We start from the raw sequence: 22721 nt of genomic DNA, 5'->3' as shown, positions 1-22721 counted from the left end.
GGTAATTGAGCATAAAAGCTTACCCATTACCTATTAGAAATATACGTAGGGTGGGCATTGCCCACCACAACCATGATAAGGTGGGCAATGCCCACCCTACAGATACTTAGATATTTTCAATCATCAAATATTTGTTTAAGGACTAACTCTATCTACTCTCACAGAAACAACTTTAATTTTTACAGATTTGTCTAACTTCTTTGACGCGCCAACAACACGAAAGCTCACAGAAACAGGAGAATTAGAACCTACTATTTTTCTAGGAATAACCGCCTCATATTCACTAGTCTGATTTGAATTGTTTAAAGTCCATTGAGTAATAGAACGATTATTAACTATTAACTCTAAATTTGTTTTTAAATTTGCTTCTACTGATAGATTATCTATTTTAGCCATTAACTTCAAATCTTCTAATTTCTGAGTATCAATAGGTAAAATAAATTCAGATTCTGGAGATTTAATTAAACTGCCATCTACTTCAGCTTTTCCCCAACCTTTCCGAGTAAAATTACGCAAGTTGCCACTTTCTGCAAAATTTATACTCAATGGTACAGCACATCGAAAATTTCCATTGAGATATCCCCAACCTTGACGGTTAAAAGAAATATTAGCTAATAGTTTCTCCAGTGAATCTTGTGGGTTGCGACTAATCAGCTTTCCTTTCGTACCACAAAGACGTTCTTGTGTTTGATTGACAAAATCTCGGTATACCAGAATTTTGATAATATCGCCAGCCTTGTTTACATAAATAAAAGGTGAGTCTATTTGATTAGGTGTGATCGCTTCACCAAATCGCTCATATTCTCTGACTCGTTCAGCAAAAATTTCTGGTTCTGGATTGTACCAATTAGGAAAATTCGATAAAACCCAATTTGCTTGGGATTTCATTTTTAAATAATGCCCATCCCAAGGACGTTTAAAGAAAAGTTCATTGGGAAAAAGCTGTAAAATTAACATCAAAGGTAAGAGAGAATATTTTAATAACCCTTTTACATCATCTATATTTGCAGCTACCCAGACAATCAAAGCCATCGCCGCCCAAAAAGCATATCTACTGAAAATCTCCTGGCCATGATTCCAGTTTGTTTGGCTTAAAGTTGGCTGGAGCATTAAGAAAAATGCTACTAGTAATACGTCACTTTGGTTGAATGCTGGCTGTTTCTTCTTGATCACAACCAAAAGTACACGATATACCAGAAGAATCAAAACACCAATCATTAGACCTGGAAACCCAACAATTAGTCCCTGATTCAAATCAAATAACGTAGAAGTAAAGCGTTCCCAGCTAATTAAACTAGGGTTAACAAATCCTCTTTTGGCAATTAAATTTGGGATTTGGTAATGATAATAGAAAAATCCATAAGGAAAAAGAGATGAAGCCGCTATTAAAGCCAGCCAAATATGTTTCTTGATGAACTGTAAGGGATTATTTACTATATTGGATTTAAAGTTTTTCAGGACAAAAAATATTAAAATTGATGCCAAAAGAAAAACTACTGATGGGTTTTGTAAGGTTGCTAAAGTCGCAGCGATCGCCGCAATATAAATTCGTTGCTCAAGAAAGGCACATCCGGAAATTAAAATAGATGCAGCAATGAAAACTTCAGGGTGAGGCCATCGCAGATAAAAGAACACACACCCAGCTAAATATAATAAGGCGATCACCCAACGTACTAAAGGAGATTGTCGGGAAAACAACAAAACATAAACCAAAGTGAAGCTGATAAAAATTGCGTTGGTTAGCTGAAAAGCTTTAAGTTCATTGAGTCCCAAAACAGCAAGAAAAGCTTTAGCAGGGAGATTGATTAGCGGATAAAGCCAGAAGTGATAACCAAAATACTCTCCCCTAGTAGACTTGAGAATGCCCAAATAAATCTCATTTTCCCCATTTCTCAAAGCTTCCAGCGTTCCTTGGAGAACCTTAACATCATAAGAACTAGGTTGAGTTTCCACAATCTTGATCAGACTGGTAATATCACCTTCTCTAATATCTGGGCTGAAATGATTAAAGAACCCTTGGAGAATCAAAGCATATTCATAGCCATCGCCTTGTCTAATCGGGTTGGTCTTGAGACAGTATAAAATTAGAACAATTGTGAAAATTGAGATAAAGATAACAGCAAATTTTTTAGAAGCGATCGCACTGACAAAGGAGTCTAACGGATAATTTCTCATAGAGCTTAATCGCCACACCGTAAAGTTATTTGAGATAGCAATAATATATTTTCAAAAATCACATTTCAGAATATCAGCTAAAGTCGTGTCAGTAAACTCCATGATTTTGAAGTTTAGTTTGCTACACATAGCTTAAGGAAAAAAAGGTTGAGCATGAGCGAGTTTACCCTTACTGATAATTTATTACTCCTCACTCAGCACTCAAGTTTGATTAAAATCAATGATAATGATAAAGATTTTCAATAAATTCGATAATTGAGAAGCTCACACAGCTAGCTATACCACTGCTACCACTGATGTTTAGGCTTTTATCGCCTGAAAAAGCCAAATAAAATTAACCTTGACTTATGGATTAGGTTAAGAGAAACTAACTAATGACGGATGCGTTGACTTATAAAATTAATAATTTTTGTAAATTTTCTGAGATATTTATTTTGAGAGATGGAACATTAGTTAAAAAATGGCAAGTTTGTATCTAAGTAACAATGTTCCTAGAGCTATACATATAGCTTGCTGCTAAGGCAGTAAAATTCAAGCGGACTTATTGTGGTTGGCTAAGAGTATGGAAACATTAGAATTTATCATCTATCCAGACGGTCGAGTACAAGAAACGGTCACTGGCATTGTAGGGGCTTCCTGTGCTGAGGTTACAGCAGCAATAGAAGCACAACTAGGGCAAGTACTTACTCATCAGCCAACCTCAGAATTTTTCGCCACCCAGGTTCAAGAATCTAGCGTGGCAAATACGCAAACCACTTACAGCGATTGGTAAGTTCTCATAGCAGTTCATTGTCGTTGATTTACAACCACCATGTCACACTTTAGCCAAATTAAGACTCAGATCCGTAACCTCGAATCTTTACAAGAAGCGCTCACCGATTTGGGCATAGACTGGAAACCAGGCCCACAAGAAGTACGCGGCTATCGCGGTCAAACCCATCCTGCGGAAATTACCATTGAGCAGGAAAACGGCTATGACATCGGCTTTAGATGGAATGGCAAAGAATATGAACTAGTGGCAGACCTACAATATTGGCAACAAAACCTGTCAGTTGATGGTTTTTTGCGCCAAGTGACCCAACGTTATGCTTACCAAACAGTAGTGAAAGAAACTGCTCGTGTAGGCTTCCAAGTCTCCGAACAACAAAAAAATGAAGATGGTTCGATTCGCCTAGTTGTACAGCGCTGGAGTGCGTAATGGCTGATTTTCTGCCGTCGCCAGAACAAGAAGAGAATCGTTCCGGTTTTGAGCCAGAACTAGGGGGTTTTTTGCGGGATGCCCCGGAGCGTTCTGGTTTTGAACCAGAGTTGGGCGGAATATTGCGGCAAAAAGGTGTTTATGTTGATGAAATCACCTGTATTGGTTGCAAGCATTGCGCTCATGTGGCGCGGAACACATTCTACATTGAGCCTGATTATGGGCGATCGCGTGTAATTCGTCAAGATGGGGACGCAGAAGAAGTTATTCAAGAAGCAATCGACACTTGTCCGGTTGATTGTATTCATTGGGTTGATTACACCGAACTCAAAAATTTAGAAGAAGACCGTAAATTCCAGGTAATTCCTGTTGTTGGCTATCCAGTAGACCATGCAGTTGCAACTACCGAAAAGCGGCGGAAAAAGCAAAAGTCAAAAAATAAAAAATCCCGTTATTAACATAAAAAATTAAATCTATAAAAATAAAAGGACTGTTCATAACAGCCCTTTTATTTTTGTGGTTTTTTAAAGTTTCAATTTAGCATCAATCCGGTATGCACCTTTGTTGATTACTCCTGAGCCTAACCTCATTTCATGGGCTTAACTAAATTGAATTTAGCTGGATTTTATTTAAGGTTCAAAGGATCATGTTGTGACAACAACTTTTCTACTTTCGCTTCATCAATGCGCGCAGCTAATCTTCTGGCTTCATGCAAATCTCTAGTGGTTTTAGCTAGAGTAAAAGTTGAACCAACAGAAAAAGCCAAACCCATACTCATAAAGCCTTTTACCCAGTTATCTACAGGTAAATTCGCAATTCCAAAACTAGTCATAGAAATAGAAAGCACAAAAGCAGCCCATGTTTGAATAACCCAAGCCGCACTATCTTTCTGAGGCCCAATAGTTTGCATATTTTTCACCTGTGATGAGATTTCTTAAGAATAATTATGTGTATGTTTTAATGTTTAATAAGGGAATTCCAGATAAAAAAATATCCAAAATGTAGGGTGCGTCAGTATGAAGAATTTATGAGTATAGTTAGGTTCTATGGCACTGACGCACCCTACTAAACCATGAATTTTGGATAATTTATTTTTTGTTGTTCCCTAATTAAGATTAAATATGATTATATTGATTACTAAATTCGCTGATTTTTAGAATCAATCCACTTTATTAACTGGACTCAGGAAAGTAATTTTTAACTAATAAAAATAAGTAAAAACTGGCACAGGAAATGTACCAGTTTTAGGATTGTCATCAAGTTATAGTTGATATTCTCAAAGTTTTAGTTTTGCCAAGCAACTGATGATTGACTATTCAGTTTCTGGAAAAGTTTGTACTTTACCATCTGGGCTGAGAAGAACCCGAATTCGTGTCATTTGCCCAGAGCGATTAGCTGAAACAAAAGGTTCTCCGATCGCAGGCATTCCAACTAAATCAACATAATCTCTAGCTGCCTTGCCTAAAGGTAAAATCCGCTCAATTGAGCCATCTACCCCCAGCATGACGCTATACTCTAGGGTTTGTGCAAATCCTGAGGGTGGTTGCCAACGCTTTTTGAAAAACTCTCTAGCTTCTGCTACCTGTGGTGTATCAAACAGTGTGCCAGTGTTACTCGTAGCAATGTCACCAGACGAAGTTGTCTTGGGTTCACTTCTCGAACTATCTATTAATGAGCTAGTGTCAGCCAACTCTGGGGAAGTATTGACTCTACTTCTTGCGGCTTGTGAGGTTACTGGTGAGTAGGCCTGAGGAATTGCATTGTTAGGTATGGTAGCCAGTGGTGGTGGTACTGGTGGGATACCAGAGGCAATATTACCTGTAGAGGTGGATAATCTGGGGGGTAAATTCCGCTTGAGAGTAATGCCTGCTGAGTTAATACCCCCTGAGGGATTTGGTTGAATAGCAACTTGTTGCCCTGGTAGAGTAATACCTCCTGCATTGCCTGAGATTGGTGGAATATTTGTCTGAGGTATATTTAATGGTTGTTTTGAGGTTACAGAGTTGGGAGGTAAAGCAGAATTAGCTGGGAAACTGGTATTAGGAGGAATGAGGGGAGTTGTCGGTAAACCAGTATTGGGAGGAGGTGGCGGAGCCGAACCTAAAGGCAAAGACGATGAATTATTAGCAGGGGCTAGTTCAGATTGAGGTGCGGGAAAATTAGGTAGGGTTGGTTGTAAAGCTATTTGTTCATCGTTGGGATTGCTGTTTGTTGCTGTCTGCTGCTCTTTTTGTTTGGTGTTATTAGCATATTGCCAAGTTAAAGGCGTTAAACCTAAAGCTAATACTAATACAGCAGCAACAGAAGCCCAAGCCGGGAACCGTACCACGGAACTAGTGTTATTGAGAGATGGTAATGCCATGACATCTGTCGAATATTCATCTAAGGCTGTTGCGAGATCGAACAGTTGTAGCAAACTTAGTTGAATAACATAGCCAGATGCTTGATTAGCTAAGGAACCAAGAAATAAATTGTGTGTTAAATAATCGCCCGGTTCTAAATAGATTTTTGTCCCTGGTATTTGGGGTATAAAAGATTTTGTGGTTTTAGATAAGAGTGAAGCTTGATGAAAATCTGTTAATTCTTCAGTAGATACTTTAGTTGAATCTTCCAGTTCAGAGACATTAAAACGAAAACTATCTGGTGGCTGTTGGAGAAATTGTTGTACGTAAGTGGTAACAGCATCACATAAGGCTTCAAGTTGGTCGCGATCGCCTCGAATTGGTACTCTGTTTTCTTCGGGCAATTGCGGGTCATCAAAGCGCAACTCAAAGGTTAAGTGTCTAAGTACTGGTTTGCCCATCCAACGTGACAAAGGGGAGCTTTGCGCCAATACTTCTAGCGTACAAGTAGGTGGTGTGTAGCGACGAATGACAGAATTAGATAGAGGCATGGCAGGAACTGCAAAGGAGATGTTTTCAAAATTTTGCGGAACGGTCGATGAGTGCTAGCCAAAGACGGCGGTGTCCACCAGGAGCGCTATAAAACAGCAAATCTACAAGTAGTTTCAGCGCTAGGTTGGTTAGTAAATCCGTCGAGATTTGCTCATCCTCTTCCATCCGCTCTTGGTAGGTGTTGCAGAAAGCATCTATGTAGTCTCCAAGTAAAGCAGCCTGATGAGGTTCCCGATTTTTTTCCGCCATTTGTTCTAGTAGACCCACCGCACGACGAATTAATTCCTGGTGCTGTTTGGCGAGGTAGCAGATGATGAGAACAAGCGATCGCGCTTCTTCTACATCCAGCTTTTTCCGCCCTCCTTGACCTTTGCGTAGAGGGTTTGACTGACGCAAACGCCATAAAGCTACGCGGTCTGGCACTTTCGACTCTAGATTTAGACTGGTTGCCGCCGAGAGCATAGCCTCAGAGCCAATTCCCGTCAGGGTTTCCAGTGCCAACAGTACCAAATCTAACTGAGTTTTGATGTTGTCCCATTCAACGACATTTGGGGTTGGGAGTTTAATTAAGTCCTCCCATTGGGAATTGGGAGTGGCTGGATCAGCGGCCGATTGCATAACTTTAAGCATAGGTGATCAGGCTGGTAGGGGCTGTTGCTGTTACCCATTTTGAAACCAGACTCTGAATAATTAGAGTTGGTTTCCTCTGAAAGAGGCAGGAAGAAGAAGGGAGGAGGAGAGGTAGGAAGAGAAGTCGCAAAGAGGGTTTCCCTCCGATCGAACTTCCCTACGGGACGCTACACGAACGGGGACAGGGAGAGAAATTTTTACTCACCATTCAGGACTCACCACTTCCTAATCCTTTCTTCAAATCAGAATGTGAAAAAGTTTGAATATGAGTCTTTGCTGGATTCTTAACTGCACTATCTTTTCTGAACTGTGGTAAACAGCAATTGTCACTGTCTTACTCTACTTGATGAAAATTTATTTTCAACAGTGTAGAAAGTGAATTGTCATGGTAAAATATACTTAATTATTATCTCCTAATTAAGTACTTAAGTATAAATAAATATAATCAGAAAATCTAATGTCTAATTATTAACAATAAGCTTCATCAAAGAATGAATAATTAGATACTCGTAATCAAATTAGGAACTTAGTAAAATTTATTGCTACAGGCTGGATAAATAAAATTCATCCAAGAAAGGTAAGCTAGTGCGCGTCTAAATTGCATAACTACTAACTAAGAACTGTTGACCGTTGACAGTTAACCGTCAGCAGTCAACAACCTATAAAAGTGACTATGTAATTAAGACTTACCCACCCAAGTTGTCTTTTGAGACTGGGTGTAAGGGGTTAAGGGTATAGGAATGCCGTAATTTTCATTTAAAAACCCAATCCCCAATCCCCAATCCCCAGTCCCCAGTCCCTTTTACGAAATATGCGCGACTGTCACCCCACTACCACCATCAGATTGTTCTGCTGGCTCGTGACGGCTAACTCTAGGGTGTTGTTCTAAAAAGGCGTGGACACCTTGACGGAGTTTGCCAGTACCGTGTCCGTGAATAATCCAGATTGGGCCAGTTGCCTCAGAAATGGCTTTGTCTAAAATGTATTCGGCATCTGCTACCCGTTTACCTCGTAAATCCACGGTATTTTTGGAGGTACGAATCGCTAGAACCGGTTGGGCTGGTGGGGGTGGAGTAACTGGGGCTGGCTTCGCTTTGGTGATTGGTTCCGGTTTTTGACCATCGAGAGATTCGATATCTTCTAGCTTCACCGTCATTTTCATAATGCCAAAGCGGACTGTTAACTCACCATCTTCATCAGGGGCGGTTAACACATCGGCTGTTTGCCCAAATTGGGAGATGCGAATGCGATCGCCTATTTTGGGAACAAACCCCGGTTTTGCCTTTGGTGGCGGTGCTGGTTGATATTTTTGGGCGATTTGATTGAGGTTGTTGGTTGCTTGCTGGGCATCTTGGGCTGTGGCTGTACCTTGCTGCAAGCGGCGAATTACTTTGGCGATTTCGCCTTTGGCTTGGGTAATGGCTTGTTGTACTGCGACTTCTTGGGAAGCCCGTAGAGATTGTTCTCGCTCTTGTAATGCCGCCGCTTTGTTAGATACTTCTTTATACAAGCGTTCTGCTTGTTGTAATATTTTCTGCGCTTCTGCGGCTTTGGTTTCCTGGCGACGACGTTGGGCTTCTAACCCCGCAATTACCAAGTTAACTTCGTCAGTTGCTTCTCCCACTTGAGTTTTTGCCTGTTCTACCACTTCCGCCTTTAAACCCAAACGGAGGGCGATCGCTAAAGCATTAGAACGTCCAGGGATACCCCACAACAAACGATAGGTAGGCGACAAAGTAGCATCATCAAACTCTACGGAAGCATTTTCAAAGCGCTGATCTTCATATTTCAGGGCTTTTAATTCGCCAAAGTGAGTTGTAGCCACAGTTAGCTGGGCATGATCCGCTAGATATTGTAAAAGAGCGATCGCTAAAGCACTCCCTTCAGCCGGATCTGTACCTGCGCCAACTTCATCCAGTAAAACTAGGGAGTGGGGATGAGATCCTTCCCTGTCCTCGGTTCCTAAAGCATTTAAAATCCGGCTAATCCGACGAATATGCCCCGAGAAAGTCGATAAGCTTTGTTGTAGGGATTGTTCATCGCCAATATCTGCTAATACTTGGTCAAACCAAGGAATTTCTACTGGCTCGCGGGCGGGGACGAATAAGCCCACCTTGGCCATTAAGGCTGCCAGTCCCAGGGTTTTTAAGGTTACCGTTTTCCCACCAGTGTTAGGCCCTGTAATCGTTACTACCCGGATATGGGGGCTGATTAACAAATCCACAGGAATCACCGCATGACCTTGTTCGTGCTGTTGTTGCCAAACTAATAGGGGATGGTGTAACTGCCTCAAGGTAATGATTTCTTGTTCCTGGCGGTCAATAAATCTAGGGGGATTGGCTTTGAGCCATAAACTATATCTGGCTCTAGCAGTTGCCATATCCAAAGTCGTGACAATGGCTAATAACCGTTCTAAATCAGGTTTAACTGCTGCTACTTTTTCCGTGAGTGCGCGACGAATCGCTTCTTCTTCGGCTTGCTCTTTTCTAATTGTCTGCCGCAGTTGGTTACCCATCGGCACAACAGAATTAGGTTCTATGTATAACGTTGCCCCACTGGTTGAGGTGTCATGAACAATACCGGGAATAGCATCCTTCTGCGGTGCTTTGACAGGGATAACAAAGCGATCGCCCCGTTGAGTAATCAGTTGTTCCTGAACCGCGTTAGATTTTACTTGTAAAATATTTTGCAGCTTTTGGGTGATCTGACTCCGCAATTTCCGCAATTCTGTACGGATGTCACCTAATTTCGTGCTGGCACGGTCTGTCACCTGACCCCGTTCATCAATACAGCGATGTATTTCCTGTTCTAGTTCAGGGTAAGTACGTAACTCAGCCACCAACTCAGTTAAAATTGGTATATCTTCTTGGTTATCGATTATACGTCGTAAATTTCTTGCGCCTGCGAGAGTAGTAGCGATCGCCAAAAGTTCATCCCCCGCCAAGATCCCTTGCAGTTCTGATCTTTCCAAGGCATCACCAATATCTTGGATACCCTCAAAAGATAAACCGCTTGCCAGACGACTTTCCAGTTGATAAACTTCTTTTGTCTGTTCTAACAACTGCTCGCTTGCTGCTTGAGATGCAGGGATTTGCAGATGAAGAGATGCGATCGCCCCTAGTTTAGTTGCCGCAAATGTAGAAAGATGCTGACAAAGGCGATACCATTCCAGTAGTTCTAAAGTTTCAGATTGAATCAAGGCTGCAAAATCAAATCTGAAGTGATCGTAACAATTCTAGCCTCTCTATAGCCAATTCTTAAAGGCTGAAATGAATTAAGTTGACAGTTGACTGTTAACTGTTAACTGTTGTTATATTTCTTACACTGTCTTATTTCCGTAAATAACTAAAACTCGCATTCGGTCTACCTACGAAGCAGGAGCGAGTAAATTGATATTTTTGGATGATTGCTAGTGATTGTTCTGCCTCAGATTTATTATTATCAAAATCAAACATCCAGTGATTACCATCTACAATTTTCCAGCGATTATTTATTTTGTTGACTGTTGTAGTAGCAGGATTGAATGCCACACAATCTTCACCAAGCACAGAACCAGAGGGTGCAAGATTATTTACTAATAAATATGTGAAAGATGGTTGTGGTCTACCAACAAAGCAGGATTTGTTCATGCGGTAATTCTTAATGATTTGGAAAGCGCGTTTTGCCTCATTAGCTTTATTACCAAAATAAAACATCCAATGATTACCACCTTCAACTATTTTCCAACTACCATTAACTTGATTAACAGCAATATTATTGGGATTAAAAGCAATACAATCTTCCCTGAGTGCTGGCGGTGATTGCCCTTTTTGCAATGAAATTGAGTTAGAACGATAGGTTTTATTTGCCCTTCTATCATTAAGGACAATATATACAGAACTAGGTGGTGTTTGACCTTGCTCAACCGCAAACCAGAGAGAATTTAAGTTTTGCGGCGATGAAAAAGCACAAAAACCATAGATTCGCTGATTATTTTGGGCGTTATAAATATCTACCCAAGTTCGAGAAGAGTTATTATTCAGCCCGCAGGGAGGAAGGTCAGGAGAGCTATCAAACAATTGCGCCGGAAATGCCGACCAGTTAGCTACAGCCAACTTATATCTTTGAAAATTTTTGCCTGCATTTGTGTAAGATTCCTGACCTTGAAATACTAATTTTGGCTGAGGAAGATGATTAGATGCTAACTGAACCATATTCCCAAAAGAGGGATTAATACTAGCTGGCGCTACAACTTGAGAGACATTAACAGCAGTCGCCACAGTAGAAAAACTCGACAATAACCATCCGGCGATCGCTAAACCTGTAAACTGACTGTAATTTCTAACTCGCATTTTCCTACAACCTCCAGCAACAGTGACTCTTGCCATCCAACTTACGTACTTGGTGAAATCCGTAAATCCTGACAGCTATTCATCAATAAGTTACTGATTGATTTTTTATGCAGGAATCCCAAAATTCCTAGTCAATTAACTTTCAAAATACTCCACACCCCTCTGCGCTAACCTCCTTTTGGGTTCACCAGTCGTTTACGCAGGGAAACCCTCCTACAACGCTGGTTCACCGCGCACCCTCTACGTTAAAAAAAGCGGGATTTATGGGGTAGCTATCCCCACCCGTCCTTAATCGTGCAACGCATAAACTTAGCCATCAATTAAAAAAAATCGCTGCAAACTATCTCACAATTTGATACCCTAGCTAGAACAGAATTGAGAAAAGTTAACAGCGTGGAAATTCAACTTGGGCGGGGAAAGACAGCTCGCAGAGCATATGGCATTGATGAAATTGCTCTAGTCCCCGGTAACAGAACACTCGATCCGAGTTTAGCTGATACTCGGTGGAAAATTGGCAATATCGAGCGAGAAATCCCGATTATTGCCAGCGCAATGGATGGGGTTGTTGATGTCAAGATGGCGGTGCGTTTATCGCAACTAGGGGCATTAGGAGTTATCAACTTGGAAGGCATTCAAACTCGTTATGCTGACCCAGAACCGATTTTAGATCGGATTGCTTCGGTAGGCAAAGATGAGTTTGTCTCTTTAATGCAGGAGCTTTATGCCGAACCCATCAAACCAGAATTAATTACCAAGCGTATTCAAGAAATTAAAGAACAAGGTGGGATTGCAGCTGTTAGTGCTACTCCAATAGGAGCCAGCAAATATGGTGAGGTAGTAGCCCAAGCCGGGGCAGATTTATTTTTTATTCAAGCTACGGTAGTTTCTACCGCCCACTTGTCACCAGAATCTGTAGTACCCCTGGATTTGGCTGAATTTTGCCGTTCTATGCCAATTCCCGTAATTTTGGGTAACTGTGTGACATACGAAGTCACCTTGAACTTGTTAAAAGCTGGGGCGGCGGCTGTCTTAGTAGGGATTGGCCCTGGTGCAGCTTGTACCTCTCGTGGGGTATTAGGTGTAGGAGTACCCCAAGCAACTGCGATCGCTGACTGCGCCGCCGCACGGGATGATTACTATCGGGAAACAGGTAATTATATCCCCATCATCGCTGACGGCGGTTTAATTACTGGTGGTGATATTTGTAAATGTATCGCCTGTGGCGCTGACGGCGTAATGATCGGTTCTCCCTTCGCTAGAGCCGCCGAAGCTCCAGGAAGAGGCTTCCATTGGGGTATGGCAACACCTAGCCCTGTATTGCCCCGTGGGACACGGATTCGCGTCGGTACAACTGGCACTCTTGAACAAATATTAACTGGGCCAGCCGGCCTAGATGATGGTACTCATAACTTATTGGGAGCTTTAAAAACTAGCATGGGTACTTTGGGAGCAAAAGATATTAAAGAAATGCAGCAAGTTGAAGTTGTAATTGCTCCTTCCTTGTTAACTGAGGGCAAAGTTTACCAAAAAGCTCAACAATTAGGTATGGGTAAATAAAGGGAATAGGTAAAAGGGAATAGGGAATGGCGAATGATTAATTAGAAATAAATTTTTTAGTATGCCTTCTACCCTATCCCGGATTACCAACTTTAAATTATTCAGAAATTTTTTCCAGACTCTTAAACAACCACTGGAAAAATCACATATGTCGCCTACAATAGATATAGCGGAGACGCATGTTTCCGTTCACTCCTCACACCACACTCCGCCCGGACTACTGTTCGGGCGGTTCCTTATGTATTACATAAATTCTTCAGCTTCTTTGCAAATGTACATCCTTGTGTTTTGGGCAGTTGTTTTTGCTATGGTAGAATTTTCACGAAAGTCAGAAATATAATTGGCAAAGGTTTTTAGGCATGTCAGCAGCCGCACAAGTTACAGATTCTACTTTTAAGCAAGAAGTACTCGACAGCGATGTACCAGTTTTGGTTGATTTTTGGGCCCCTTGGTGTGGTCCTTGCAGAATGGTCGCTCCTGTTGTCGATGAAATAGCTCAACAGTACGAAGGTAAAATAAAAGTGGTGAAAGTCAACACTGATGAGAATCCGCAAGTTGCAAGTCAGTACGGCATCCGCAGCATCCCCACACTTATGATTTTTAAAGGTGGGCAGAAAGTCGATATGGTAGTCGGTGCGGTGCCTAAAACAACATTATCTCAAACCCTAGAAAAGCATCTGTGAAACTCAATCAATAGTAAGCTCTTGTTGAGTAATCTATTGCCATTAAGTTTAGGTAATATTTGTCCAATACTTTATGAGGTGCAAATTATAGCACCTCATAATATTTCTTATGGACGAAACAAATATACGTCACCATTAGTAAACTAATAAATTCTTCCTACTTAAGAGGTGTTCCTAAGCTATTATTTTGAGACGTGATAGGAATCCGGTTTATTCGTAAAATTGCACTCGAAAATTAGGTAGAATGTAATGCCATTGTGGTGGCATCTATCATGACCTCATCTGCGTCGTTTGAAACATTTGAGTCTCTCCAAGCCGATCTTGTTGAACTAATCGATCGCTTACCGACATTAAAAAATCGGCAACTTATTTATAATGCTTTGGCAACAATAGTCCGTCTAGCGGACAGCGATATTGAACGTCTCGATTGGAAAATATTATCTGCGGCTTTAGCAGATATGGAACGAGGCTTCCAATTATTTTATGATTACCGACACGTCCGCAAAGTAACCATCTTCGGTTCGGCTCGTCTATTGCCACAAGCCCCAGAGTACCAAATGGCAGTGGAATTTGGCCGTGCGGTAACTCGGATGGGATTTATGGTAATGACCGGAGGAGGAGGTGGTATTATGCAGGCTGGTCACGAGGGTGCAGGACGAGAAAATTCCTTTGGATTGAACATTCACCTGCCTTTTGAACAGCAAGCAAACCCAATTATTGAGGGTGATCCCAAGCTGATTCACTTTAAATATTTCTTTACCCGCAAGCTGTTTCTCCTCAAAGAAAGCGATGCTATAGCTTTGTTTCCTGGTGGGTTTGGTACTCAAGATGAAGCGTTTGAGTGCATGACTTTAAGCCAGACAGGTAAATTTGGCCCTGTACCAGTAGTTTTAATAGATCATCCTGGCGGTGATTATTGGCAATCTTGGAGCGAATACATCAATCAGCATCTAGTGAAAACAGGTTTGGTAAATCCTGAAGACCCTAGCCTGTACACCGTCACAGATAGTCTAGAAGTAGCCTGTGATGCCATAACCCGCTTTTATCAGGTTTATCATTCCTGTCGCTATGTAGGCGATCGCTTGGTAATTCGCTTAACCCAAGAATTATCAGATGCTGAGGTTGAGCAACTGAATGCTGAATTTAGTGACATTCTCGTCCAAGGAAAGATAGAAAGAAGTGAGTCTTTGCCTCAAGAAAACCAAGATGAAACTGTGGGACTACCTCGCCTAGTTTTATCCTTCAATCAACGGGACTTGGGACGTTTATATCAGATGATTGCGGTAATTAATCAAATGGGTATTCCTGCTACCAAAGAGCAGGTACATCCAGAGAGGAAATAGTCATTGGTAATTGGTAATTAATACCTAATACTTAATACCGTCCAACTTACTTTGAGAGGAGAAGAAAATACCAGTTATGATGACTCAATGCTGATGAACACCATAAAGCGCGTATATTAGCACAGGAAACAATATATTACAGTCATAAGTGGGGAGTGAATCATGCTGGAATTGTTGAGTTCGGGTTTGGTTTCTATCTGGCTGGAAATGGCCGGTGTGCAAATCAAGCCTGCGGATGCTTTAGATGCACTAACTTGGCAAAGTAGCCCAGGCTTGGTTATTGCACCTGATCCGAATCCAGCAGGAATTAATACAGTCAAGGAATATCTGAAGGGATTAGTCACGACAAAATTGATTGCTGAGAATTTAGCAGAAAGCCAAGGAATTTGGTTGCAGTCAGGGCCGATGTTGATGGCTAATCATCAAGGAACTACTCCTCTGCCGGCAGCTTCTCTCACTAAAATTGCTACTTCACTGGCGGCTTTTACTACTTTCGGCCCAGAACATCAATTTGAAACGACGATCGCCACTAATGCTTCAGTTGTTAATGGCGTATTACAAGGTGATTTAATCATTAATGGCGGCGGCGACCCGATGTTTGTTTGGGAAGAAGCGATCGCCCTGGGTAATACGCTCAATAAAATGGGCATCAAGCAGGTAAAGGGCAATTTGGTAATTACAGGCAATTTCGCCATGAATTTCCAACGCCATCCCCTCTTGGCTGGGCAAATGCTCAAACAATCACTAAATTCTAAAACCTGGACTCGTCCAGCAAATTATATACATTCCATCATGCCTAAGGGAACACCAAAGCCCCAGGTAGTAATTAATGGCACAATCAAATTTTTCGCCCAGCCCAACCCCAAACAAACTTTACTTGTGCGTCACCGTTCCTTACCCTTGAAACAATTGATCAAGGAGATGAACGTTTACAGCAATAATGAGATGGCGCAGATGTTGGCAGAAGCGGTGGGAGGCCATACTGTAGTCCAAGCCAAAGCTGCCAAACTAGCAAGAGTGCCAGAGACAGAAATTCAATTAATTAATGGTTCGGGACTTGGCCCAGAAAATCGGATTTCTCCCAGGGCGGTTTGTGCAATGTTAATGGCGCTGCAACATGAAGCTGCTGCGGCTCAACTCAATCTAGCAGACTTGTTTCCCATCTCTGGCTTTGATCACCGAGGCACAATGCACTCTCGACATTTGCCGATGGCTACTGTGATGAAAACTGGGACGTTGCGGGATGTGAGTGCTTTAGCTGGCGTTGTACCCACACGCGATCGCGGTTTGGTTTGGTTCGCTATTATTAACCGTGGCCCCCAAATTGGCGCTTTCCGCCAACAACAAGACAAACTTTTACAACGTCTAGTACAGCAATTACAAGTAGCCCCTAGCACACCCACAGCCCTTACCCCCCATTCACCTAAATCTTTACCCGATCTGGGGAATACTAACCGCAGTGAAATTGTGTATGGTGGCTAGTAGGGTAATTCGTAATTACGCTGTTGTCAAAGTTATAGACATTGCCGATGGGCGTGTATTTACACCGCAACTAGTATCACTACACGAAATTAAGCAGGTACTTCGCTGAAGCATGAGTGATTGTGATGATTACAGTCACTATGCTTTAGATTTGTAATTCATGCGGTGATTTTGCTATGCGGGATCTCAAACTTACTCCGCGTTGGTTGAGGTTATTTTTACTAATACTATTGGTAACAGGTGTATTTTTCCGCTTTTTTCATCTCGACTACAAAATTTACTGGCACGATGAAGCCTATACATCTATACGGGCGGCGGGCTTCACACGGCAAGAAATAGACCAAGAAATTTTTCAAAATCACATCATACCAGCACCATATTTACTGAAGTTTCAGCGATTGAAACCAGGAAGCACCGTAGTAGATACAATTAACTCACTAAAAATTGAAGACCCGCATCATCCACCACTTTATTTCTTAATGGCTCGCTTTTGGATGCAGATGTTTGGCAGTTCTCTCACTGCGTCGCGGACATTGCCCGCTTTACTGAGTTTGTTGGCGTTGCCATTAATGTATGCTTTGGGGCTGGAGTTATTTGCTTCTACAACAGTGGCTTTGTTTGCAACAGTGCTTTTAGCTTTGTCTCCTTTTGATATTCTGTTTGCTCAGACAGCCAGACAGTACAGCTTACTAACAGTAGCAGTCATTGGGAGCAATTTTTTATTATTACGGGCTTGGCGCTTATCTACCTGGCAAAATTGGAGTTTGTATACTCTCAGTAATATTATAGGCTGGTACACCCATCCTTTTTTTGTTCTAACGGTAGTTGCTCAAGGAACTTATATATTTTTAGGGCAGACATTCCGGCAAGAAAATAGGCAATCTTTGAGAAAGAATCTCATATATTTCTTAGTGGCGATCGCTAGCTCGCTTATTTTATATCTTCCTTGGTTAGTAATACTAGTCACCAACCGTCAAAGGGTAGTAGAAACCACAAGTTGGACTGGAGATAAAGTTGATATATGGTATTTATTAAAACTATGGCTAGTTAGTTTTAGTTCTTTATTTTTTGACTTAGACTTTGGTTTTGACACTATCTGGAACGGTATCCGTTCTTCTCTATTGAAACTAGCCGTTATTATGTTAATAGCTGGGGCAACTTATTTAGTGTGTCATCAAACTAAAAGAGCAACCTGGTTATTTATTATTACTACAATTCTCGTTCCTTTTCTCAGTTTAGCTTTGCCAGATTTACTACTAGGGGGTAGACGCTCTACTGTCAGCCGTTACTTGATATCTTCCTATCCTGGTGTGCAACTTGCAGTTGCTTATTTATTAGGAACTAAAATTATTTCCCAACGCTGGTTATGGCAAGGTGTGACCCTACTTATTTTCACAAGCAGTATCGCATCAGCTACTGTTAGTGCTTCTGCACATACTTGGTGGAGCAAGGATTTAAGCTATCATAATTTTGAAATAATTAATCGGATTAACGGTAGTTCCTCACCAGTGATAGTCAGTGATATTGGAGATGAATACACCAACACTGGCGATCTAATTGCCCAGAGTTATTCACTTCAAGATCATGTAAGATTACTGCTCTTAACTCAGCCTACTAATTTGGAGAATGCTAATTTAAATCTTTTCCTTTCCCAAAATAATCAATTGTTGACATTTCGTCCGTCACAGCAAATATTAGGAGCTTTAAAACAAAATAAAAAACAGGTGCTTCCAGTGTTTGAGCCTGGAAGACTTTGGCAAATAAAAAATACCCTAACTCAAGAAGTTAATTCAAAATCAACAAATATTCGGAGTAAATAAGCTTATAAAAACTCCACCCATAAGGTAGTGGGATTTCGCGTCATTTGTCAGTGGTCAGTGGCAAAAACGCCTAAAAACTACCCACGAGAGGATGGGGTATTAAACCAGATCCTTTCAAAAACTGACACGAGCAGCGCAATAAATTGGCACTTAAAGCTATGAAAGAAGAATCTCTCAACATCACTGGTTTTCACGCTCACGTTTACTTTGATAGCGCTAGTTTTGCTACAGCTATGAGTATCCGTGAAGAATTAGGTAATAGATTCAATGTACAGCTTGGGCGATCGCATGAAAAACCCATTGGCCCCCACCCTAAATCCATGTACCAAGTTGCCTTCCCGTCAACAGAGTTCGCTCAAATTGTCCCCTGGTTAATGCTTCACCGTCAGGAATTAGATATTCTCGTTCATCCCTTGACAGGAGATGATGTCAGCGACCATACCCGTTTTGCCTTGTGGCTGGGAGAAAAGTTAGAACTCAACATTGATTCACTAAGGAAAGTTATACCAGCTAATGAATGATTGATGATACTCAAAGCATTAATTTTTGCTTTAGTTATATTTACAGGTAAAAAAAACCTAAAATCTATAACTGGTAAGCATAATTGAGATTTTCAGCTAGCCCTTAGTGGACATCAACTGTTCAAACACCAAGCTAATATGTATGTGAAAAATATCCGGCATATAGCCTGAGGTTTGGCATGAAAGTAGCAGTCTTCAGTACAAAAGCCTATGATCGGCAGTTTTTAGAAGCTGCAAATGCTCCAAAGCAACATGATTTGGTGTTTTTTGAACCCCGTCTCAATCAAGATACCGCCATTTTAGCCGCCGGATTTCCGGCGGTTTGTGTATTTGTACATGATCAAGTTGATGCAGCTACTTTAGAAATTCTTGCTTCAAGAGGAACTCGCTTGATTGTCCTCCGTTGTGCAGGTTTCAATAATGTAGATTTAAAAGCTGCTAATAAGTTGGGTGTTAATGTAGTTCGTGTTCCCGCCTATTCACCCTATGGTGTAGCCGAACACGCAGTAGGTTTAATTTTGAGCCTCAATCGCAAAATCCACCGCGCTTATAATCGCGTCCGTGAAGGTAATTTTGCTTTAGATGGACTTTTAGGTTTTAACATCAACGGACGTACGGTGGGAATTATCGGTACTGGTAAAATCGGTTTGATTTTGGGACAAATCATGAAAGGGTTTGGCTGTCGCCTACTCGCCTATGATGTGTACCACAACCCAGAAATGTTAGCATTAGGGGGGGAATACGTAGAATTACCGAAACTATTTGCCAATTCTGATATTATTTCTCTCCATTGCCCCCTGATGCCGCAAACTCATCACTTAATCAACGCGGAAGCAATCGAGCAGGTAAAGCCAGGGGTAATGTTAATCAATACCAGCAGAGGTGCGCTCATTCATACCCAAGCTGTAATTGAAGGACTCAAGACTGGCAAAATCGGTTCTTTGGGTGTAGATGTTTATGAGCAGGAATCAGAATTGTTTTTTGAGGATTTATCAGGGGAAATCATTCAAGATGATATCTTCCAAAGACTGACAACATTTCCCAATGTACTTATCACAGGACACCAAGCATTTTTTACAGAAGATGCTTTACGCAACATAGCAGAGACAACCTTAAACAACATTGCTGATATTGAGCAAGGTCGTTCTTGTCCCAATGAGATCCGTTATCAACCAGAAGTAGAATCCAAGGTTTTAGTTAGTTGAGTATAGGGGTATAGGGGTATAAATTTTGAAAACCCTTACACCCTTACACCCTTACACCCATTCTCAACAGATTACCTGAGAGGGTGTTTGAAAAGTATCATTGCTAACACCAAAATCTTAAAAACCTAACCCCCTAGCCCCCCTTCCCTGCGAGGGAATGGGGGTTTCAAAGCCTCTCTCCGTTTCGGGGAGAGGTTTGGAGAGGGGTTTCTAGTATACTTTTCGACTTTTCAAACACCCTCTGAGTGCGTAAGTTCTAAGAAAATATTTCAACCCTTGTGATAACTACTCATATCATTAGCGATAATGCCAACTAAGTTTAAGCTGTTTAAGATTTCCACAGCTTGGGTGAGTTCAGTTTGTGTTACCCAACCAATGCGCCCTACCATCATAATTCCATGACAGTAGGAGGCAACAATCCTACCATCGACTGTGCCTAAAATGGGTGGAGCATCTATCAATACTAAGTCGTAGGTTTCCTCAAATAACTCAATTAAATCTTTCAATCGCTGAGAACTGAGCAATTCTACCGTGTCTTCTGGTGTTGGCCCCGCAGTCAAAATATCAATAGAAGGGTGAATTGGCTGGATATAATCTTGAACTTCAGTGTTTGTCTCATCGAGGAGTAGTAAAGATAATCCCCAGTCGTTTGATAGTTGGAGAATTTTGTGGAGTTTAGGCGATCGCAAGTTAGCATCAATTAGTAACACTCGTCTGTGCATATGAGCCGCACTAGCTGCTAACCCCATCGCTAAAGTTGTCCTTCCTTCCCCTGGTAGCGCTGAAGTTACCATCACGGACTTAAAAGGGACAGGATACTTCAATATTTGAGTGTTTTGGTAGACCATATCCAAGGTTTCGTGACAAGGTAGCCAAGAATTACCTACTTCCTCAGACTCAGCTACGTTGCGTCCCCCAAGCCAAGATAAATTGGGAAGGCGTTTTTCCATCGTCCGGGGTGCTAACTTCGGTACTGTTCCCAGTAATCTTAAGTTACTTACCTTCTGCAAATCTTGTGCAGAATGAATAATCTGATGACGCATTCCCCAAATCAGCGCCAAGACAACACCCAAAATCGGGCCAGTAATCATACCGACAAGTACTAACCAAAACCTATCATTACCAACATAAGTTCCCAGATTTGGTTCCTCTAATACCAACCAATCAAAACCTCCATGAGCAATTTTCATCCCCATTGATTGTTGTGCTTGCAACATTTGCTCAAGTGTTTTGCGTTGCGTTTCTAGTTCTGGTAAAAGACGTTGATATTCTGCTATCAAACTAGGATATTTTCTCAATTCAGAACGGATACGTTGTTCTGATTCTCTGAGGCTCTTTTCGTTAGCAATTAATCCTAAAGCCGTCGTCTGTACTTGAACAAATTCTTCCACTAAATTTGGATCAACTCCAACCAGTTGTCCTGGTTCTGGAGTTGTTTCTGTTCTAATTTCCGCAGTTAACCGTTTTAACTCTTGCTGTACTAAAGTTAATTGACTCTGGCGTTGCTGCTTGAGACTCTGCACAATAGGGGAGTCATCTGTATAACGTAGCTGCTCTTTGGCCAGAGTTTGTTCAGTCTTTTGTAATTCACTCGTCAGTGTTTTATAACGACTTGATTGAGCCAAACGCATTGATATGAGCGCTTTTTGACTAGCCTCTGTGATTCTTTCTTCTAAGTTTTGATAGCGGGAATTAATATCTTGTAATTGGGTACGAGTTACTTGTAACTGTTCTTGCGTTTTAGTCAAGGATTTTATTAAAACTTGACTTTGTAATTCTGGATCTAGTAAATTGTGCTTCTTACGAAACTGTTCTAATTTTCTCTCAGCTTGTCTTACCTGTTGTTTAATTACTGGTAACCGAGCATTAATAAATGCTAATCCTTGATTAAATCGCTCTTGTCTTCGCTCTAGATTGTAATCCTGATAGACCTTTTGTAAAGCTAGAAGTACTTTTTTAGTTTTCAATGGGTCGTTATCTTGAAAAGAAATTTCAAATACGGGGCTAAGAACTTGTTTTGCTCCTTTGTTAGTCTCTATCTGAGTTACTTTTAAGCGAGAATTTTCACTATTCTCTGTGTTCCCTAAAATATGTTCTTTAGTAATATTGGGATAGTCAAAACTTAGTATGTTTACCACCTTATCTATTAATTTAGAACTCTGCATCAAGTTTTTCTGCACAGAGTATTGCTCAATATTTATGGGAATATCTATATTATTATTTGTTGCACCTACCTCTTCAGATACATTAGGGCTGACTAATATTTGTATCTGGCTTTTATAAGTGGGTTTGTTTGTTATGGCTGTAAAGCTAGTAGCTGACATCACCATACAAGAAACGCCCAACACTATAAAACGTCGTCTTAGAAGAATTTTAGTAAGATGTCTAAACTTCCATTCATTTGACAAAGAGTTGGTAACAAATTGTCCTTGTTTTAAACTGATGTTAGCCACTATATAATCCCTCTAATATCGGTCAGCTTCTAGAAGAAATGAATATTTTTACTTGAATATTCTCTTAAGCATAATGTTTATATCAAAAGTCATATTACGGACAGATTTATACTTGATTTAAATACAAATATTGCTTGTACAATAACTAAAATTATTGATTGCATAGTAAATGGGCAACAAGCATATTGAGCTTAAAACAAGAGTATTTGTAGTGTCAACTTCTCTGATATTTTTTCATGATATCCTTATTGATATCCTAGAAGTAATATTTAGATGATTTTTTCAACTAACAGGTTGTTATAAATAACGCCACTAATTAATCAGTAGTCAGGTAATTTTTTATATGTAAGGATATTTTAAATACAAATATATTTAATTCACTTGAATGTAATTAAGTGACTTGTATTACTTATACATATTAGTATGTAA

At 40.9% G+C, this 22721-nt stretch carries 16 protein-coding genes and 1 pseudogene; 10 read left to right on the top strand and 7 right to left on the bottom strand.

The genetic code is table 11. The annotated features are described in order from the left end of the window. Positions 1–135: 135 nt before the first annotated feature. Positions 136–2175 (bottom strand): hypothetical protein, encoded by a 2040-nt coding sequence (locus ACM5QX_RS03605; protein WP_414752407.1) that lies wholly within the window; start codon positions 2173–2175, stop codon positions 136–138. A gap of 562 nt (positions 2176–2737) precedes the next feature. Between ACM5QX_RS03605 and ACM5QX_RS03600 the strand changes: the two genes are divergently transcribed. The 3 genes from ACM5QX_RS03600 to ACM5QX_RS03590 are packed head-to-tail and all read left to right on the top strand — an operon-like array spanning position 2738 to position 3831. Continuing rightward, positions 2738–2947: a DUF2997 domain-containing protein gene (locus tag ACM5QX_RS03600; RefSeq protein WP_011319403.1), complete on the top strand. Its 210-nt coding sequence runs from the start codon at positions 2738–2740 to the stop codon at positions 2945–2947. A 39-nt stretch (positions 2948–2986) separates the two neighbouring features. Further along, entirely contained in the window at positions 2987–3373 is a 387-nt protein-coding gene (locus tag ACM5QX_RS03595; RefSeq protein WP_011319404.1) for a DUF1257 domain-containing protein, read from the top strand. Further along, complete coding sequence (locus ACM5QX_RS03590; protein WP_414752406.1) at positions 3373–3831, top strand: ferredoxin; 459 nt, start codon at positions 3373–3375, stop codon at positions 3829–3831. Before ACM5QX_RS03595 ends, ACM5QX_RS03590 begins: the two co-directional genes overlap by 1 nt. A gap of 167 nt (positions 3832–3998) precedes the next feature. Here the strand turns inward: ACM5QX_RS03590 and ACM5QX_RS03585 are convergent, their stop codons facing one another. The 5 genes from ACM5QX_RS03585 to ACM5QX_RS03565 form a co-directional block, all read right to left on the bottom strand. Beyond that, on the bottom strand, positions 3999–4283 hold the full coding sequence (locus ACM5QX_RS03585; RefSeq protein ID WP_011319406.1) for a YiaA/YiaB family inner membrane protein: 285 nt from the start codon (positions 4281–4283) through the stop codon (positions 3999–4001). Between the two features lie 402 nt (positions 4284–4685). Next, positions 4686–6266, bottom strand: a complete 1581-nt coding sequence (locus ACM5QX_RS03580) for a DUF4335 domain-containing protein (protein ID WP_414752405.1) — start codon at positions 6264–6266, stop codon at positions 4686–4688. Between the two features lie 25 nt (positions 6267–6291). After that, complete coding sequence (locus ACM5QX_RS03575; RefSeq protein ID WP_010994225.1) at positions 6292–6897, bottom strand: DUF3038 domain-containing protein; 606 nt, start codon at positions 6895–6897, stop codon at positions 6292–6294. A gap of 802 nt (positions 6898–7699) precedes the next feature. Further along, positions 7700–10096: an endonuclease MutS2 gene (locus tag ACM5QX_RS03570; RefSeq protein WP_414752404.1), complete on the bottom strand. Its 2397-nt coding sequence runs from the start codon at positions 10094–10096 to the stop codon at positions 7700–7702. 130 nt (positions 10097–10226) lie between these two features. Beyond that, the gene (locus ACM5QX_RS03565) at positions 10227–11228 is read right to left on the bottom strand and encodes a hypothetical protein (RefSeq protein WP_414752403.1); all 1002 of its coding nucleotides are present in this window, start codon (positions 11226–11228) and stop codon (positions 10227–10229) included. Between the two features lie 393 nt (positions 11229–11621). Here ACM5QX_RS03565 and ACM5QX_RS03560 point away from each other — a divergent pair, with 393 nt between their 5' ends. From ACM5QX_RS03560 to ACM5QX_RS03530, 7 genes and pseudogenes are all read left to right on the top strand, one after another. After that, positions 11622–12785 carry a GuaB3 family IMP dehydrogenase-related protein gene (locus ACM5QX_RS03560; protein ID WP_414752402.1) on the top strand — a complete coding sequence of 388 codons (1164 nt, stop codon included), beginning with the start codon at positions 11622–11624 and terminating at the stop codon, positions 12783–12785. Positions 12786–13120: 335 nt separating this feature from the next. Continuing rightward, positions 13121–13468: pseudogene (gene trxA / locus ACM5QX_RS03555) on the top strand (thioredoxin); the annotation flags it as partial. Between the two features lie 272 nt (positions 13469–13740). Continuing rightward, a complete protein-coding gene (locus tag ACM5QX_RS03550) occupies positions 13741–14811 on the top strand; it encodes an LOG family protein (protein WP_011319411.1) in 1071 nt (356 codons plus the stop codon). 162 nt (positions 14812–14973) lie between these two features. After that, positions 14974–16293 (top strand): D-alanyl-D-alanine carboxypeptidase, encoded by a 1320-nt coding sequence (locus tag ACM5QX_RS03545; RefSeq protein WP_414752401.1) that lies wholly within the window; start codon positions 14974–14976, stop codon positions 16291–16293. 176 nt (positions 16294–16469) lie between these two features. Further along, positions 16470–18113 (top strand): glycosyltransferase family 39 protein, encoded by a 1644-nt coding sequence (locus tag ACM5QX_RS03540; protein WP_414752400.1) that lies wholly within the window; start codon positions 16470–16472, stop codon positions 18111–18113. Between the two features lie 158 nt (positions 18114–18271). Next, positions 18272–18634 carry a DOPA 4,5-dioxygenase family protein gene (locus ACM5QX_RS03535; RefSeq protein WP_011319414.1) on the top strand — a complete coding sequence of 121 codons (363 nt, stop codon included), beginning with the start codon at positions 18272–18274 and terminating at the stop codon, positions 18632–18634. A 179-nt stretch (positions 18635–18813) separates the two neighbouring features. Then, positions 18814–19839: a 2-hydroxyacid dehydrogenase gene (locus tag ACM5QX_RS03530; RefSeq protein ID WP_414752399.1), complete on the top strand. Its 1026-nt coding sequence runs from the start codon at positions 18814–18816 to the stop codon at positions 19837–19839. A 269-nt stretch (positions 19840–20108) separates the two neighbouring features. Here ACM5QX_RS03530 and ACM5QX_RS03525 read toward each other — a convergent pair whose 3' ends face one another. Next, a complete protein-coding gene (locus ACM5QX_RS03525; RefSeq protein WP_414752398.1) occupies positions 20109–22292 on the bottom strand; it encodes a GumC family protein in 2184 nt (727 codons plus the stop codon). Positions 22293–22721 lie beyond the last annotated feature (429 nt).

It is taken from the genome of Anabaena sp. CCY 9910, from assembly GCF_963920875.1.
GTDB lineage: Bacteria > Cyanobacteriota > Cyanobacteriia > Cyanobacteriales > Nostocaceae > Trichormus > Trichormus variabilis.
Note: the sequence above shows the minus strand (reverse complement) of the source record. Positions and strands in the feature narration are given on the sequence as shown.